At 40.3% G+C, this 17755-nt stretch carries 13 protein-coding genes; 1 reads left to right on the top strand and 12 read right to left on the bottom strand.

Annotated elements, in window-relative coordinates:
- Window positions 1-191, top strand: a 191-nt coding sequence (locus BM294_RS15850; RefSeq protein ID WP_175494572.1) for a hypothetical protein, incomplete at its 5' end; no start/stop codon positions are given.
- Between the two features lie 548 nt (window positions 192-739).
- On the opposite strand, the gene BM294_RS06730 is transcribed toward BM294_RS15850, so the two are convergent.
- The 12 genes from BM294_RS06730 to BM294_RS06675 all read right to left on the bottom strand — a co-directional run bounded on the left by BM294_RS06730 (window position 740) and on the right by BM294_RS06675 (window position 17601).
- Window positions 740-2206: a sugar transferase gene (locus tag BM294_RS06730; protein ID WP_091205973.1), complete on the bottom strand. Its 1467-nt coding sequence runs from the start codon at window positions 2204-2206 to the stop codon at window positions 740-742.
- 256 nt (window positions 2207-2462) lie between these two features.
- Window positions 2463-3923 (bottom strand): hypothetical protein, encoded by a 1461-nt coding sequence (locus tag BM294_RS06725; protein WP_091205971.1) that lies wholly within the window; start codon window positions 3921-3923, stop codon window positions 2463-2465.
- 53 nt (window positions 3924-3976) lie between these two features.
- Window positions 3977-5623, bottom strand: coding sequence for a hypothetical protein (locus BM294_RS06720; RefSeq protein ID WP_091205968.1), 1647 nt, complete (start codon window positions 5621-5623; stop codon window positions 3977-3979).
- On the bottom strand, window positions 5620-7158 hold the full coding sequence (locus BM294_RS06715) for an MATE family efflux transporter (protein WP_091205964.1): 1539 nt from the start codon (window positions 7156-7158) through the stop codon (window positions 5620-5622). Before BM294_RS06715 ends, BM294_RS06720 begins: the two co-directional genes overlap by 4 nt.
- A gap of 168 nt (window positions 7159-7326) precedes the next feature.
- Window positions 7327-8604, bottom strand: a complete 1278-nt coding sequence (locus BM294_RS06710) for a glycosyltransferase family 4 protein (protein ID WP_091205961.1) — start codon at window positions 8602-8604, stop codon at window positions 7327-7329.
- A gap of 65 nt (window positions 8605-8669) precedes the next feature.
- Complete coding sequence (locus tag BM294_RS06705) at window positions 8670-9905, bottom strand: hypothetical protein (protein ID WP_091205958.1); 1236 nt, start codon at window positions 9903-9905, stop codon at window positions 8670-8672.
- 242 nt (window positions 9906-10147) lie between these two features.
- On the bottom strand, window positions 10148-11236 hold the full coding sequence (locus BM294_RS06700; protein ID WP_091205956.1) for a glycosyltransferase family 2 protein: 1089 nt from the start codon (window positions 11234-11236) through the stop codon (window positions 10148-10150).
- Between the two features lie 185 nt (window positions 11237-11421).
- Complete coding sequence (locus BM294_RS06695; RefSeq protein WP_091205953.1) at window positions 11422-12504, bottom strand: glycosyltransferase WbsX family protein; 1083 nt, start codon at window positions 12502-12504, stop codon at window positions 11422-11424.
- Between the two features lie 376 nt (window positions 12505-12880).
- Complete coding sequence (locus tag BM294_RS06690) at window positions 12881-13711, bottom strand: glycosyltransferase family 2 protein (protein WP_242944453.1); 831 nt, start codon at window positions 13709-13711, stop codon at window positions 12881-12883.
- Between the two features lie 184 nt (window positions 13712-13895).
- Entirely contained in the window at window positions 13896-15029 is a 1134-nt protein-coding gene (locus BM294_RS06685; RefSeq protein ID WP_091205949.1) for a glycosyltransferase, read from the bottom strand.
- Between the two features lie 222 nt (window positions 15030-15251).
- Window positions 15252-17015, bottom strand: coding sequence for a B12-binding domain-containing radical SAM protein (locus BM294_RS16240; protein WP_242944452.1), 1764 nt, complete (start codon window positions 17013-17015; stop codon window positions 15252-15254).
- A 67-nt stretch (window positions 17016-17082) separates the two neighbouring features.
- Entirely contained in the window at window positions 17083-17601 is a 519-nt protein-coding gene (locus tag BM294_RS06675) for a hypothetical protein (RefSeq protein ID WP_091205946.1), read from the bottom strand.
- Between the last annotated feature and the right edge of the window lie 154 nt (window positions 17602-17755).

Below are 17755 nucleotides of genomic sequence, written 5' to 3'. Positions count from 1 at the left end.
TTACTTATACTGTACAAGGCAACGATGACCGGAAATACTATGTTGATGATTATGCACCTGAAAGCTACCATGAACTTAATTCAAATATTTGCTTTCCGGTATATATCAAGACCTATATCCGAAAGAACGGAGAGGCTTCATATACTATCAATATCCAGAAAGTCGAAGCAGGCAAAGGTGAACATTTCTGATTATTACAACCTCACGGCTGTGGATGCATTTTTCTTAGGATGTATTCATGGCCGTTTTCTTTTCCGAAACCACTTTTATATCTGACATACAGACGCTTTACAGTCTAGTGGGCTCCCTAGGTACCACACGTTTCTTCCACTCCATATATCTGCCTCATTTATCATGCATGATTCCGTATAGTTATTGGGCTTTGGCTTGTGCTGCAGTCTTACCCTCATGCATAACCTCATATGAGATTTCTGTACGTCAGACCAGAGTTTTGCCCGTGAGTTAGTATGTTCCTCACATCCAGCTTCCTTCAGATTCCGCCTCGCGATAGACACCCTTGCCTTCGGCTATATCCTTCCCACTATCGGGCGGATTCGGGATTTTAACCCGTAAGAAACGTGCGCCGCTAGGCGCACAGCAAAAGGGCGAAGCAACGAACTATGTTCAGTCATTACTTCGCCTTTTTTTGTTGACAATTAAGTTTTCGGAAACATCGCACTCTACCAAATCTATAGCCTTACAACAATTAGCACTCTGTTACCTCAAAAGTCATCTCTCGTCACTCAGATCCTTTTCTCATCACCACCGCCAGCACTGTCTTTACCAGTATCTTGAAATCCAGTGCCAAGCTCCAGTTATCTATATATTGGCAATCAAGTCTTACAACCTCTTCAAAGTCTGTGATGTCTGATCTTCCGCTGACCTGCCACATTCCGGTGATTCCCGGTTTCATACTGAGTCTTCGCTTATGATAATTGGAATACCGATTGAATTCGTTCACGGTTGGCGGTCTGGTCCCCACCAGCGACATATCTCCAAGCAGAACATTTACAAACTGAGGAAACTCATCTAAACTGGTCTTTCGAATGAACTTACCAACCTTGGTGATACGCGGGTCATCCTTCATCTTGAACATAAGACCATTCATCTCGTTCTGCTTCATTAGCTCAGCTTTGCGTTCCTCTGCATCTATATACATAGATCTGAACTTATACATCTTGAATCTTCGACCGTTCTTCCCGATACGTTCCTGAGCAAATATAACAGGTCCCGGAGAATCAAGCTTTATGGCAATTCCTAATATTACATAAAGGATAGCCGCAAAACAGAATCCCACAAGTCCTCCGGCGATATCCATGAGTCTCTTAGCATATTCAAATCTCAGTTTAACAACCGGCGGCTGCAGTATCGCCATCGGATATCTCCCTAGATATCCAAGCCTTGACTGAATCTTAGGTATATACTCCTTAGTCTCGTCGCACAAACGATCCTCCAGGATTTTAAGTGATGAAAGTCCCAAATGAAGAGCTATACCCATCTGAGCAAACTCCTCTGACATCTTAAGAATCAGTTCCGACCTCTCATCGGACTCTAAAATGAATACCTCATCTATCGCCCCGTTTCTTACAGTGTCCACGATATCCCTGCTATATGAAATGACCGGTATATGATCAATCTCTTCGACGCTATCATGTCCGGTTCCATCATCATCCGTAAGCATGATGCCTACAAGTCGTCTCGACCAGTCACATTTTAGAAGCTCCGATGCTTTCTGAGCATCCTTACGTTCTGCTATTATCGCTACCAGCGAAGCCGCATCGGTCTTATAGAAATTAGCGATCATCACTTTCTGTACAAAATAGAGGAGCACCGTCAGAATCGCAAAATGCAGTAAGACCGTCGCAACAAAATAATATCTCGAATCAGTGATATCGTTTTTTTGTATAAGAAGCATCGCCGCCCATACACCAACAAAATACACAGTGCTCTTCAAGGCTGCTGTTACATACTCCAGAAAAGGCTTTTTTTCAAATTCATACCTTCCGTTATAAAGCGATATAGTCATAGCGAGACATTCCGCTATAACTGCCGGCACGCCAAGATCCATCCACAAGTCAAAAGTCAGAAATTCCTCTGTAAGCTTCGAATAGGATCTAAGTATAAGTACCGCCAATGAACTAGCCATAAAAGCAGTCATAATATATATAAGAACCGTTATAGCAAGTTCTAATTTCTTTCTTTTCATAATCTCCCTGCAAATGAATGAGCGGAAGCCTCTACACTCCGCTCATTCTCCCCTTTTATTAATATCATATCATACGTAGCATGTATAAAAATTATTGTATCATACTTATATTCTTTAACAATCCCGTTTAAAAATCTTAAGAAATATCACGACGCCCTGATCAACAGAAACATATTATACTCACGTGATGATTTAAAAAATATCCCCCTCCTAAACACGAATAACTTAATCATTTCACAAAACAAATAGATTAAACTTACATGTGTTCAGCCTGTCTATGGCAATACAAACCGGAATTAGTATCAAAACATACAGAATCTACAACGAAGTGTTGCTCTTCATCATATATCACAAAGTTCATGCCCCTAAAATTCATTGCATACTCATTACCATCAATCCTTATAGACGAATTAACCCCTCCTGTATTTTGGCCAGAGCTTTCAATAGTATATTCTGCATCATCAGGAAGAACGCCTGATAACGAAAGATTTTCTTCGCCTATTTTCTCAGCCACATTTTTCCCATGCCTAAGTACACAGTAAAAACTATTTCGGTAGTATGCTCTGTTTACTACGTTTTCTATATTTTGCTCTGCCAGATTGGTTTTTACTCCAAGTTTGCGAAGAAGTTCCATGGCTTCACGATTTAGCGCAGCAACGCCATCATCACTTACAGAAACAAGGATAGTATACTTTCCGTTGCCCAAAGCCTTAAGGTATGAATAGATATCCCGAACATCACTTAATTCTATTTCTTCGGAGTTAGAATTAATTACCTTCATCACCTCATTATAGTCTTCTATGTTTATTTCCTTCCCATCTCTCACAGTCATTGATACATTAAGTTTCCCATAGGTTCCCATTGGATACTCACATTTACGAATTTCAATTCCATGACCATCCTTAAGATCTATCACAGCCTTGTCTGCCTGCATTTGGAACCTCATACTATTTACCATTATTTTCCAATCATCCTTTGTTACGATTTCACCATCAAGAGCACCTTTATTAATGTCATATTTATAAAACTTAACTCCACCATCTGTTTCATCCTTCTTCCAATCGTAATTCGGCGTTAAACAGGGTTGATAATCCTGATTTGCATTATCTTCAACTTTCAGAAGCATAGGTCTAAATTCCACATTATCTAATGATGCCCTAGGACGTATGACTATTTCACAATAAAGCTCTACATTTGGATCTCTATCCCAGTGAAACGAACCATCACCTGGAAGGGAGGCTATAGTAACATATTCTGTTCCTCCACCAATCAATAGTTTTATTCCTGTAAGCTTAATATATACACTATCTTCCGAAGACGCGCCCCCATCTGATAAAACATAATCCCCAGACGGAAGATTAAGATCCACTCCCGAAGGTGTTATAGCTTCGCTTGCGTCATATTCCCCAGTATAGTTACCTGAAATCAGGAACGTTCCATCTTGATTTACCGTAATGGAGTAGCCCGCTTCTCTATCACCTGATCTTAGATAGTTTGCCAATAGATTTTTAGTTCCGTTTTGAGATAATTCTTTACATTCAAAACATTTTGAGGGACTGTTTAACATATCATAGTAAGCCTTGTTTCTTTCCTCTGGCAGGAAGAAGGAATCGACCATCATCGAAAATCTTTTATTACAAAATGCCATAATAGTGATCAATATAATTAAAACAAATAACACTATATCTATCACTTGAAATTTCTTTTCTCTACTCATGACTTTACCTTTTTACACAGCTCTAAGAAATATAGTTTTTTCCACCATAAGTTTTAATTGTATGCTCCGTCTCTTCTTATAGCAAGACATCCCACATCACATGTGAATACAATCAAAGGAAAAATATCATATTGTATTTCTCCGATCGTCGCTTCCAAAAAGCTGAGACCTGCCACTATTGAAAGCAAGAATAATACGAAATAATCCTTCCGTTTCCATAAAGCGTAATTTAGTATGGTGAAGATCAACAATGTGCAGACAAAATATATTATCCCGTATTGGAGAAATGATTTAATATAGAAATTATCTATTATGAAATAGTTTTCCTCCAGAGATTCCCTTACATTTGTTCCAAATATAGATGGCATATACCCAAGTATGCCCTGTTTTCCTAAACGAAGTCTCTCTATCAAATTGTCGGGATCAAAAACCTTGCCTATTAACAGAATCCAGCCATATGGTTTGTCAGGATCAAAAAAATATGATGAAACGAAACTGAATACAGCTACGTATATATAGATAGGAACAAATGCCAAAAAGAATATTTTATCGATGACTTTTCTTGCCATATCATTCCAATTATTAACCGGATATAACTTTGACAGCTTATATATCATCACTCCTGCCGCCAAGGCTAAAACACATACGATACTTGCACGTCCCGAGGAATAGAATACTATAAACATTACGCCAACAGAAAGGACAACCGCATCTATTACATTAAGTAACCTGTCGAAGACCACACCCCAGCCAAAATTTATCGCCTCACCTTCTCCTCTTTCTTCATGTTCAAATACCTTTTTCTTTTCCGCATAGTACCTTGCGAAAAAGTACATCATCAGGAAAAAGAGATACTGCATGGACGCTTCATTGGGGCCTGCGTATCCGTAAGCATGCTTTCCATCCTTTATCACCATCTCGATGATTCCGGTAAAGGAGCAATAGCCGGTAGCTAAAATTATCAATGCGCTTTCTACAAGTGCGATATGTACTACCGGTAAAAACTCTCTTCCGTATGCGCCGACCACAAAGATCATCATCGGATATAGCCAGATTCCTCCATGAACAGCCATAAAGCCTATATCAGCTATCAGGATGAATATCTGAAGAATCAGAATCTTTAAATCTATGGCAGGTTTTCTGTTAAAAAGAAAAAGAACCATAAGACAGCTAAGGTTTACTCCTAAGCGATGCATACCCGCAAAGAGATGTATTATTCCGGGGAACCTTGTACTTGATAAAAGTGCCAGTCCAAAGCACAGAGCGAATGCGCCATAGAATAGAAAGTCACTTATTCGACTTAACATCGAATTCTCATCGACCAAGTCCACACTCTCAGATTTAGAAATCTGACTTGCGGATACATAGTTAATCGAATCCACTGTCGTTTCTCCCGTTATTTCCTCAGCTCTTGCTTCTACACCTTCTGATTTTTTACCATCGGTATATTTACTTTTTCTCGCAACTTCTTCTGCCCTACGTCTATTTAAAAGTACCAGCGCCTTCTTAACAGAACTTATCACCGTATCCGCAAGAACCACTGCGTAAAGTGACCTTACAACCAGTGTCACCTTCTCAATGTACGCGAATGACAGGTTCGGAAAGAACTTCTGCCACCAGAAGAAAAACACTATCAGTACGGCATAGGCAAAGGCCTCCTTTATATCTATACCCTTTATTATCTTTATTATATCCTTCATTTCTCCCCTTCTTTTTTCATAACCCTGTCCCATATCCACATTGCGGATTCCCTTGCCTCTCTCATAAAAGCAAATGCCACAACGTAAAGCAGCCCGGGAATGATACCGCATATCATAGCTCTAATTATAAGAAGCAAAAGGCCCTCACACTCTATCTTCATGCATAACCACACTGTGATACCACCTACAACCGCCGTCACCACGATATACATAAGGTGATGCAAAAAGTATCGTTTAAGCTTTTCTAACCCAAAATAGTATTTATAAACTACACCGGAGCTCATACAGAAATTAATCCCAAACAGCGCTATGATAGTCGCTGCTATAACTCCGTTTATTCCGAAGAATCTAGCCAGCACTATATTCAACACCAGATTCAGTACAGACTCTGTTATGGCAAGGTGCCGGTTTTCCCACCAGAGTCCCTTCGCCTGGGCGTAAACGCTTCGGATGTCTCCCATCCTAAGAACATAAAAGTAGACTGCAAACAGCAGTACCGAGCTTACCGGAAGTAAATATTCACCCCCAACCCACAGTTTCATGAATGGCTGATACAGGCAGATTAGTGAGATAAACGCCCATCCGCTTATCACCATATAACCGAAATTCATATGTCTCATGTCATCAAGGTTTTTTTCCTTGTCATAGAGTACAACGCTGTTCCCTATTCCGGGCTGAACCGCATTACACACTGTATAGAATAATGTATTGAGCGACAGTATGATGTAATAATAGTTATTGTATACCGCTGTCGCCGAAAGTCCTATGAAAGCTGAAATACATATACTGTCAAAGGAATTTCTGGTGGTACCGCAGATTTTTTCCACCATTATGCCATAGACTCTTTTCCAGATAGCCTGCCTCTGTTCCACTGTTACATTGCCCTGACACCTGTACTGCGGGTACATTCTTCGTACCGCATAGGCAGTCAGGAAATTATTAGCAAGTGTTGCCAATGGAAAGAACAGGATATAGAGATAGTAGTTGGATATAAAAATGATGGCTGCAAGCTGACAGATGTACCCCGCTGTCTGGCTCAAACTGGTCACAAAGCTGATGATGTCAAGCCTTTGATAAGCATTTAGAATCGATGACAGATATCCGTAAAAAAAGTACCCTATAACAGTATTGCAAAGAAAGATCAGATAAATGATGTAAATATTTATATTCTGTGGAACATCATCTTTGATGAACAGGTGAAGCACCGGCATGAGACCCACACCTATAACGGTTATCACCATGCCTATGACGGTATAAACTTTCCTATAGAAATATAGAAGCGCATTTATGGTATCTGTGTCATTTTCAGCAAGCGGCTTATACATACTGTAAATGATGGCACTGCTGAACCCAAGCTCCGAAAGACTTAGAACTGTAAGTATGGAAGTAAACAGACTGTTCAGTCCCAGGTACTCTACTCCCATTTTGTGGATCATGGCAGTACGGATCACGAAAGGGAAAAAGGTTGCGACAACTCTGTTTACGATTCCTGCCATTACACCCTTTTTAGCATTTTCACTTCGCTTAAGTTCCATAGTTTTCCCTTTTCTATACCTTATTTTTGTCTGCTAACATATATCTTTTCCATACATTCACACATATCACCAGAAACTGTAATTTCTTTATGATACATTGATTAATTCATAACACAACAGATGAATGCCAAACGGTTGCTGCCGCTTAAAGAAGCATTCAAAATCATCTTACAACAAAATTTCCTCATATATTCTCTTTACGTGATCTGCGTTTACTTTTGTTGTGAAGTTTTCGACTGCCCTTTGTCTTCCTCTGTCAGCTATCTGCTGCATTCCTTCCTTATTAGAAAGGGCATACTCGATGGCATCTGCAAGACTTTTATAGTTCCCCGGTTCATACAAAAGTCCGGTTTTCCCGTCTTCTATGATATCCTTTGTTCCGGCGCAGTCGGCTCCTATAACCAGTGCCCCTGAAAGCATAGCTTCTACTGTAACAAGCCCAAAAGCCTCTGACTTGGAGGTCATAAATGAAATGTCTGCTTCTTTATAGAACTTCTCCGGTTCACTGCAGTAACCTTCAAAACGGACTATTTCACCGATTCCTCTTTCTTCAGCAAGGTCCCTCAGAGCCTTCTCCTCAGTTCCTTCTCCCACTAAGCTTAGTGAGATTTCAAGTTTCTTTTCTATTCTCTCGTCTGTTAAGCCTGGTGAGATATGGGGCATCTCCTCTGTTCCTTCCACACCCAAACTTGATGAGACATCTGTATTTTTCACTCCGGCCAGACTCAGCGAGGTGTTTTCATTTTCTCTATACCGCGTATTACGCTTTACATACTCCGCCAGGGCTTCTATAAGTGTCGTCTGCCCCTTATAGTGGTACAATCCCCCGACGCAGACAAGCCGTATCTTATCGCCTCTAAATATCTTCCTGTCCGGAGCATAAAATCTTTTTTCCACAACTCCGTCATTTATCACATGAAGCTTGTTCTCCGGAAAGATCCTTTTATATTTATCAAACAATGCATGTGAAACGGGTATGATGGCCGACGCCTTCCCCATAAGGGAATACCCCTTCTGCCTGTTCCACATCTGATTGTTCTGATCCTCTTCGAAGAACTCCCTGATATGCCATATAACAGGGATACCGAGTTTATATGCTGCAACTGCACCGACATAAGAGTAAGTGCTGTTGATATGCACTATATCCGGCTTTTCTTTCTTAAGGAACTCTGTGATCCTATGTATAGCCCAAAGATTCAGCATACACTTCACCGGTATCTTGGCTTTAACATTAAGTCCCGCTCCTATGGCTATATCCCAGTTGTAGGACTGTATGAGTTCATAGGGTATCCCGGCATCAGACAGAAGCTTTGTTCCGTCCCCTTCTTTGGGCAAGACCACTTTTACGTCTACACCTTGGGATTTCATCTCCTGTGCCAGCCGCACCAGACAGATAAAGGCTCCCGAAAGGGCATAATTATCCGTAGCGAAATATATTACCTTCATTCACGATTCCTCAAATTAATGTTTTTCAGCTTTTATACCTGACATACAACTACAAATCTATCCGGCTATACTTTACCAAATTTCTTGAAATCAAGATTCTGTACTGCCTGTCCCATGATAAGCATTAGTGAATTAAAGTACAGAAGCTGCATTTTGTCATCAAGAAGCGCATGCAGCGCATACAGGGCAAGCATCCATAACCATAAACGCATTTTCTTCTTATAACAATATACCATCATAATGACAAGAAGAATCAATGCAACGGCACTGAATAGAACCCCGTATCGGAGAATCGTCAACATATATAGATTATCAACATAGTTATACGCACCGCCCGTCTGGTCTACCGGAACTCCATCAAGACCAAGTCCTGCTCCTACAAACTGGATATTCTGCCCGAGAAGCTTAACGCCAAAGCTTTTGAACGCCCTCTGCTGAAGGGATATTCTCGTACCGACCATGGAATTAAGCTTCCCCATCCACTGTACGCTCTCATCATAGGTCATGGTAAACCATAAACTCACTGCCACGCAAACAGGATGAATGAACACCGCAATCCGGTCTATGGTTTTAAACAGGATAAGATCGGACGTCATGAGCTTCGGCCATAACTTTACTGCTATCATAAGGACAATGACCAAAAGGGTACATCCGAAGGATAGGTCACCCTTACACCAACGATAGAACAGTCCGTTAGCCATGAACAAAATGCCTATTTCCGTCCAGCTTATCTTTTCATTTCTGAAAACCAGCATCAGCATAGCTATATTCATGATGTAGGCCGGAAGCGCCAGCGGGTAGTTTAACCCAAATGTATGTCTGTAGGATGCCCCCTCGGTATAGAGATACTGGGATACATAGCCATTATCCGCAGCCCAGAAGATTGCGCCCACGGTGAGTACGATCACCATGACTATCAGCTTGTAGGTTTTTCTAAGGTCTATGTTTCTTGCCGCAAACACCGTGAAGTAGGTGCAGGCCACAATGGCTGAGTCAACCTTGTCTCCTATGTAACTGAACAGTATGCAGATCGCAAGCCCCAGGAAATCCCGCCAGCCATATCTTTCCACGAATAAAAAGTTTATGCCCTCTCTCATCATGATGAGGCCAAGCACTCCTGCCATGGCATAGATAAAAAATCGTGGAGTAAGTAACGCAAGCGCCATGGAGTTAAAACCTATTCCGAGCGCAAAATATAAACCAAGAGTAAAATAAAACAGATAATCTCCCGCTGTTTTTATTCCTTTTCTATATTTTTCATTTATAGGAAAGAGCCCTTTTATTTCTTTTACGTTTGCCATCTGTTGTTACCTCTGGTTAGTTTACCTGCTTTATATTTATTCACTCCAATGGGATGATTTTCCATTTCCACGCTAGGAATGCGCCGGACTCGTACTTTCTGCAGCGCTGACCTACACACAAAAAAGTATAATTCAAACACGGAAAAACTCTGATTAATTCTTTTCTCCGGTCGCGCTTTCAATGTGAATCATCAAATCCCTTAGAAAATCCGCACTTTAACACCGAGCCTCTGATGAAACACTTATGAATATCTCTTTCTTACCTGCTTCGACAGCACTCCATACAACAAAAATCCGGATACCCTAAGTGCTTTTATTTTTTTATTGCTACCGATCAAACCGTCGATTTCCTTATATTTATCTCTGAGTTCCGTATCAAAATCCTTTAATTCTGATTTCGCTTCCGGAGTGCCGGTTACGAGATAAGCAACGAACACAAGATCTGCGATAAATATAAGCCCTTTCTGAAGAAATCTAAGCTTTGCCTCTCGCGAATTTCTGATTTCATCACTTGAGAAACTGTCATTCAGCGACCGGCCGCCGTATATAGCTCCTTCACCACCGGAAGTCCCGGTAAACTCTTCGTATATACGATACATCTTTGATAGTACCTTTATGGTATCCGAATGATGCTTCTTTAGTCCTTCTGCACCTACGCTTTGTCCTGTCACTCCAAGATGATATATGTATATATTTTGGTCAAATCTCTGAATCGAATCAGCTGCCACGATTGCTTTAAATACATATTCATTATCTGTATAGAAGCACTTTTCTGTTATATCGAAGCCTATATTACGGATTTTGTCAGTCTTCACAGTTATCTCATGCATATAGATGTCCGCACTTGCATCAAGTTTACTGAATGTAACAACTTGATGCCCGATCTCCGCATGATTGTTTTCCTCTATATCCCTGTCAGGATAGCGCTTTATAAAAGGAGTCAGAACAAGATCCGCCGCCGATTCCTTCAAAAACCTGAGATAATCAACAAGGTTTTCTGTAACGAAACAGTCGTCACCATCCAGAAGTCTATAGTACTTACCCTTTGCTTCTCTGAGTGAAGCATTGACTGTGGAGCCCCATCCTCCGTTTTCTTTATCGATGATGCGGATGATTCCGGGATAGCTCTCTTCATACTTTTTCACCAGGTTTAATGTCCCGTCCCCGGAACCATCATTTACCACGATGACTTCGAGGGCGTTGAGAACCTCCTCCGGCACATTCTTCACCAATGAATCCAGGGTTCTCCCTATAGTGTTTTCAACATTGTACGCCGCCACCGATACAGTTAATATTTTATTGTCATTACCACATTTCATGTCAGCGCACATACGTTATTCCCTCTGTAATTACCTTTTCACTTGTTGCTTTATTTTCTGCTCAGCCCACGACTTCGATATATTAACCCCAAAACAAAAAATCCCGTATCTCTCAAAGCATACTTATCGTTCATCGAGTAGTTCTCATTCAAGGATTTAAACCAATTCCTCAAATATCAATATTGAATGTACTGTTTTCACTTTTCCCTGCCGAATACCTTCTCTAATGCCTCCAGATACCCATATCTGAACTGCTCATCAGGCTCGAGATATGTGCCTTCTCCCCACTCGTTCCAGGCATTGATATATAGAAACTCGTTTTCCGGATATTGTCCTTCCAGTTTCTCGATAACCTTCCTGAAACTTTCAGGTGTGGAATTATATATCACTGTTCCCCTGACTTTTTTTCTTGGGGTATTGTCCCAGCTCACCACGATACCCGGGCTTATCATAGAGTCGGGATTCCTCTTCACTATACTTTCCCAAAGTATGTTAATGTCTATTCTTCGCTCAACGGTTTTATATTTCCTGAATATATTTCCCAGATGACGAATTTCCGCCTGTGCAAGATACTGTATCCTTCCCCAAAAATCCATGTCATTTTTCAATGTATATCCCGGTTCAAAATAGTAGTAATGATCGAACAGTTCTTTTCTATCGTCATTTTTTTCCGAAGTCAATGCAGACACCCAATACACCCCGTCAAAGCCGTTCGCCATAGCTTTTTCGTTCCAGATTTTTATCATTTCATCAAGGTAAGTGATGTTACAGCTTCTGTAGAGGTTGACCACAGGCTTGTTGTCAATCTTTATATATCTTGGATCCTTAAAAAAATCGAGAAGATAATCGAAATGATCTGTTATATCCTTTTCACCGCCATATATCTGTTCCATGAGTACGGAAGTATTTTGTCCGTCCCAGGTTCTGGCCCAGGGTTCATTTGCCCAGCATATACAGTAGCGCGTATTTATCTGTGGATTATCCCGAAGGATCTCCATCGGCTTTTCGAGAAGAAGTTTTCCGTTAAACCAATAGTGATATATACAGAATCCATACATTCCGCTTTTGCTTGCAAGGTCAGCCTGCCAGGTCCAGGTTTCAACTCCGTTTTCAACCAGATCATAGTATCTTCCGTCAAGGGGAACCTTCGGCTGAATGTGTCCCTTGTACATGCTTTCCGCTCTTCGTACCGCAGTCCACTCTGTATAGCCTTCTTCCCACCATTCATCATTTTCCGGAATCCTGTGATATTGAGGCAAATATAATGCTAAAGCCTTCACTTTTCCCCCTTATTTTTGTCGCTACAATTCTAGTATATCGAATAATAAGTATCTGACACATTAAGCACTACTTTATAGCAGAAATACTAGCCTGGCATTACAGCAAGGATGTATCAGAAACTTAATTTATGCTGTACTGGATTAACCGTGCATTCAATTCATTCTTCACATACACGTAAGATCTCAATCAAACATCAACATAAAAAATGAGTATACCATAAAGTCATAATATCCCCAACCATAGCCGTTATGTTGAGCTCTTAAGTATCCCGACCATAATCTTCATTAATCATAGCCCATTAAGCCATTTATCCTTTTCAGGTCTTATGAACTATAGCTTTAATGTAATTATTAATCCACAAAACGTTTGATTCCATCAGCTTTTTCCTGATGTCACTGCAGAGTTTTTTAATCCTCGCCACTTCCGCAGCCCTCGCAATGTATAGTGGATCATATAGTAAACTCTCTTTACCGGTCCAAGCCCGATATATTTATATGTATTCCAGTTCATCAATGCTGCCTTGGATTTTTTGCCAGATTTAGAATCAGCTGCCACCCTATAAACCAAAAGAGGTTCATCTATCCCATGGGCAACGCCGACTTCAGAAAGTATATTGAGCCACACGGCGAAATCCTCATGTATGGTTTTGATGCCTTCCGGAAACCTATACTTTTTGATCAGGTCTTTGCTTACCAGCACTGACGAACAGGAAATGAGGTTCTGCTTCAGAAGTTCTCTTCTGTCTATTCTCTCCGGCACATGAAGGATGTATTGAAGCCTCCTGCCATCTTTAGTCATAAATGAAGAACCCGTAAATAAAAGTCCCTGCCACCTGTTTCGTTCCTTTAGGCCATCCCTTTCTATACACCTAATCTGCTTCTCGAGCTTTGTTTTGTCCCACATATCATCACTGTCAAGAAATGCTATCCACTCTCCGTGAGATTCATCCACTCCGCGATTCCTGCTGTAGGCAACACCCATGTTTTTCTCATTCTTAACCAGTTTGATGTCACACTCTTTGTTTGTTTCAATGATGGACTCGACTACGTTAACCGTATTATCCGAAGAGCAGTCATCAACGATGATAAGTTCCCATTTGCTATAGGTCTGGGCAATAACACTCTCTATCGATGATTTTATTGTTTTTGCGGCATCAAATGCCGGCATGATAACCGAAACCATTTTAAGTTCTGTAACCTCCATCATGTTCAAGGTCACCCAATTCATCCTTTTATTTTTTGAAGTTCTGCCATACTCACTGTTTTCCCGGGGAAACGCTGATCAAAGCGCTTCTCTGGCCGGATTTTCAAGTTGAAGCATCAACTTCTTTTGAAAAACCTTGTCCCAACACCTGAGTCTCTGATGAAACACTGATTATATCAGTGTTTCATCAGAATATGCCCAATAGAACCGCAAGTTTGAACATGATATTCCTCTTGTGATACTCCATCTTTATGTCATTATCCAGAAACAGCTTCATTCTGTTTTCCAAACTATCCTTGTATGAAGCCACCTTCTCTGCCATTTCCAGATTATTTTCAGGCATATCTTTTCCGTAGCATTCCACAAGGGATCTGATACATCTGCTTCTTATGCAGTCCGGTTTTGTCAGAGTCTCAATATATCTTTTTAGTATCTTCTTAGTGGACAATTGTCCGCCTATAGTATTGCCTCCGTGCTGTCTGTAAAGTATATGAACATCTTCATCATACAAAAGCATCCCTCCCATAGCGAGGCACACCTTGTGAAGCCACTCGTCATGCATCGTGATACTCCCCGGTGTTTTGCTGTTTATAAGTTCAAGTAAGGTCCTGTTGAAAACCATGGTACAACCGGTCGAGTTGCTTTTGATGAGGCATGATGAAAAATCAAGAGACTTTTCATATATGCCTTTTGCTCCCTTCAGGAGGTTTCCGTCATTATCTGAAAATCTCGGCATGCCATAGTACAGAACCGGTATATCCTCTGTACTATGATTTTGCAACTTTCCACCATCTATGCTTCCTCCACTGATGCTTTTTTTGCCTAAACTCAATTCATAATCTTGCCTACTTCTACGTATTCCTTGCTTTATCGCATCCACAGCAATCTTAAGCTTATCCGGAAGCCATGTATCATCCTGATCGCAAAGTGCATAGAAGTCCGCTTCCGGTGCATGCTTCATGAGATCAAGAAAACTGCCTGCAGGTCCAAGATTCTCTCCTATATAATAGTCAAAACTTGCTTTGCTTCTTTTCTGTATTCCTTCTGCCAATGCTTCCGTATCTATTTCATCACTACCATAAACAGCATTTTTTGCATCAGAATATGAAACATGCAGATCTTCATCATGCCCACCTTCAATGAAAGCTTTCGTGTATGCATTCTTATACTCATCGAGTATTTCAAGTGTTCTATCTTTTGATCCGTCATCCCGCACCAGTATTTCGACCTCTACACCTTCTTGAGCCAGTAGACTGTCTATCTGCGTTTTGAGATACTTTTCACCATTGTAGGTCGACATCAATACGAGCACTTTATCCATAAATTTGTTTTACCACCTCGAATTAGATTTGTGAGTGCCAAAACTTTTTCTACGATTTATAAAACAACACAATTGTAAAAACATCACTACATGCTATTTTTATTCATTTGCATCGTTGCTTATATAAAACAAAAGCAGACTGAGAGTTCACTCAATCTGCCTATTATACCAAAATATTATTTATTCGTGTATTTCAATTCCATCTACACTTTACTTAAAATCTTACTTTTTGAAGAGATACTTCTTAAACTGACCAAACGCCTTAAGGGATCGTTTCAGATCATTTGGATCCTTCAGGCCTGTCCACAGTCTGTGAAGGATGTATCCCGGTCTCAGATAATATTTCTTTCTCGCATCATCGCAAAACTTCACCATTTCCTCACCGGAAAGATCAGGCAGATTCAGCACGCAGTTATGCGTTCCATCCTCCTTGCAATACTCTGTATATCCATACTTTATATAGCCATTGGTCTTTGCCCACTCGTAGGCCTCTGTTCCGGGATATGGAATAAGGGGGAAGAACTGCGCCGTATCTGTGTTAAGTTCCAGCGCAAGTTTCAACGTCTTTTCCATAGTCTCCTTTGTCTCGCCCTGATTTCCCACCATATAGCAGGCGTGTACCAAAAGACCGGCCTTTTTTGTATTCCTGATATACTCTCTTACCTGCGTTAAGGTTGTACCTTTCTTGATATTATCAAGTATCTCCTGAGTTCCGCTTTCGATACCCGGAATCAGAAGTCTGCATCCTGCTTTCTTCATTAGTTTCATGGTGTCAAGGTCCAATGTATTGACCCTTGCATTACACAGCCACTTGAAACGTTTATTCATCCTGGACTCTATAAGTAACTCACAGATATCCGACACTCGCTTCTTATCTATAGTAAAGGTATCGTCCTCTATGACAATCTCCTTTACATCCGGGAAATTCTCTGCAATATACTTAAACTCATCTACTACATTCTTCGGACTTCTGAGTCTGTACTTGTGCCCATGCATAGTCTGAGGATAAACACAGAAGTTACATCTGCAAGGGCACCCTCTTCCCGTGAAGATCTGTATCTCCGGATACTCCGCCGCCGCAAAGAAATAATCTTTGTAATCAAGATGTTCCTTTATGAACTTTGAAGCCATTGGAATCTCGTCAAGATCAGTAATGTAGTCAGCGTCAGGATTATGAATAATTTCTCCCGCATTGTGACTTTCTCCAATATTAGCTTTACTTTTTTCGTCATATAGTCTTCTTGCAGAAAATTTTCCGTCCGTCTTTAAGCCAGCAATATCCGATTCATTTTCTGTCATTTTGCAACTTACAGTTACACTTTTATTCATCCTGTAACTGATTCCTTTAAGATGCGATAGTTCATCATAAAGTATCTTTTCAGCCTCATTAGTTCCTTGAGCCTTTTCCACATCATAGAACTTTGCACAAATCCCTGCAATATTACTGATGGTAAAGTCGTACTCTTTTCTTGCAATTCCATCGATCCACCGGAAGTTTTTTAAGGTTTCCTCCGGTGTGGATGACGGATGTGTACCGACAAAATAGACAAACGACTTTGGATATATTTCCTTAAGTCTCTTACCAAAAGCTGCATCGCTTTCAATTGACGGAGTGCTTGTATTCAGAACGAAAAGACATTCTACTTCAGAATTGTTTCCTCTGATCTTTCTTTCATAATCTATCAATGCGTCATTATTATCTGCATCTATATTATCTTTCTTACTGTTTATTTCATTCGCTTCACCATTGACATCACACAACAGCTTTTCTGCTATCTTCTTCAAGCTCTCTTCGGTATCTAATCGCTTAGCCGGAGCATCCAAAAACTCAACTTCAAAACCCTGCTTTTCCGCATAAGCTGCCGCATAGATAAGCCACAGCGGATAGTACAAAACCCCACTCTTGGCAACCGCCGGACTTCTTGATTCCCTCGAAAACTTACCATATTCCCACTTAAATGGTGGATTTACAAAACATATTTTCATTCTTTTTCCTTAATACCAAACAAAAAGACTATCGTTATAACGATAGCCTTCATATATCAGTCTTTATTTAACCAATTACATTTTCGATTGTCAAGCTAGGGTCAAATGGAACACTATCACCCTTCTCAAAATTTTCTTCTCTTACAGTTTCTTCACCGCATGTTACCTTGATATTGTATGAGTAAAGATTGAAGAGATTACCAAAATCATCTTCTGTATATCTGTCTATTCGAAGATCCTGGGTATTTGCAGCATCTATGATTGCCTTAGTTGCATCAGTCAGAAGAAGCTCAACAGCATCATCCGTTACATTATCCTCTATTTCTATGTTAAGCGAAATAACTTTATTATCATTGTCACCGGATACATCTATAGACTTTACAAATCCATAAATCTCCTGATCCTGTAAACTTTCAATAACGTCATTGTTTATCTGTACAAAATCAAAGTCATACTCTTTATCTTCAGCAGCCTTAGTCATGTTTGGTTTCTCCATAGGGGAAACATATCTTTTTTTACAACCTGTGAAAGCCAGCACCATAGTACATATCACACCAAATACAATTAACTTTTTAAATTGTTTCATGTTTGCTTATATTCTCCTTTACGTAAATCTTCTCCTCGCCGGGACAACTATCTCTATCCATGAAAAAGATTACTATTTTTGCATTTGTAAATCTTAACATTATTAGACTTCATTATCCATAATGCAAACATTACAATATTTTTAAATCGACTTT

The sequence above is a fragment of the Oribacterium sp. WCC10 genome, from assembly GCF_900113415.1.
GTDB lineage: Bacteria > Bacillota > Clostridia > Lachnospirales > Lachnospiraceae > Oribacterium.
Note: the sequence above shows the minus strand (reverse complement) of the source record. Positions and strands in the feature narration are given on the sequence as shown.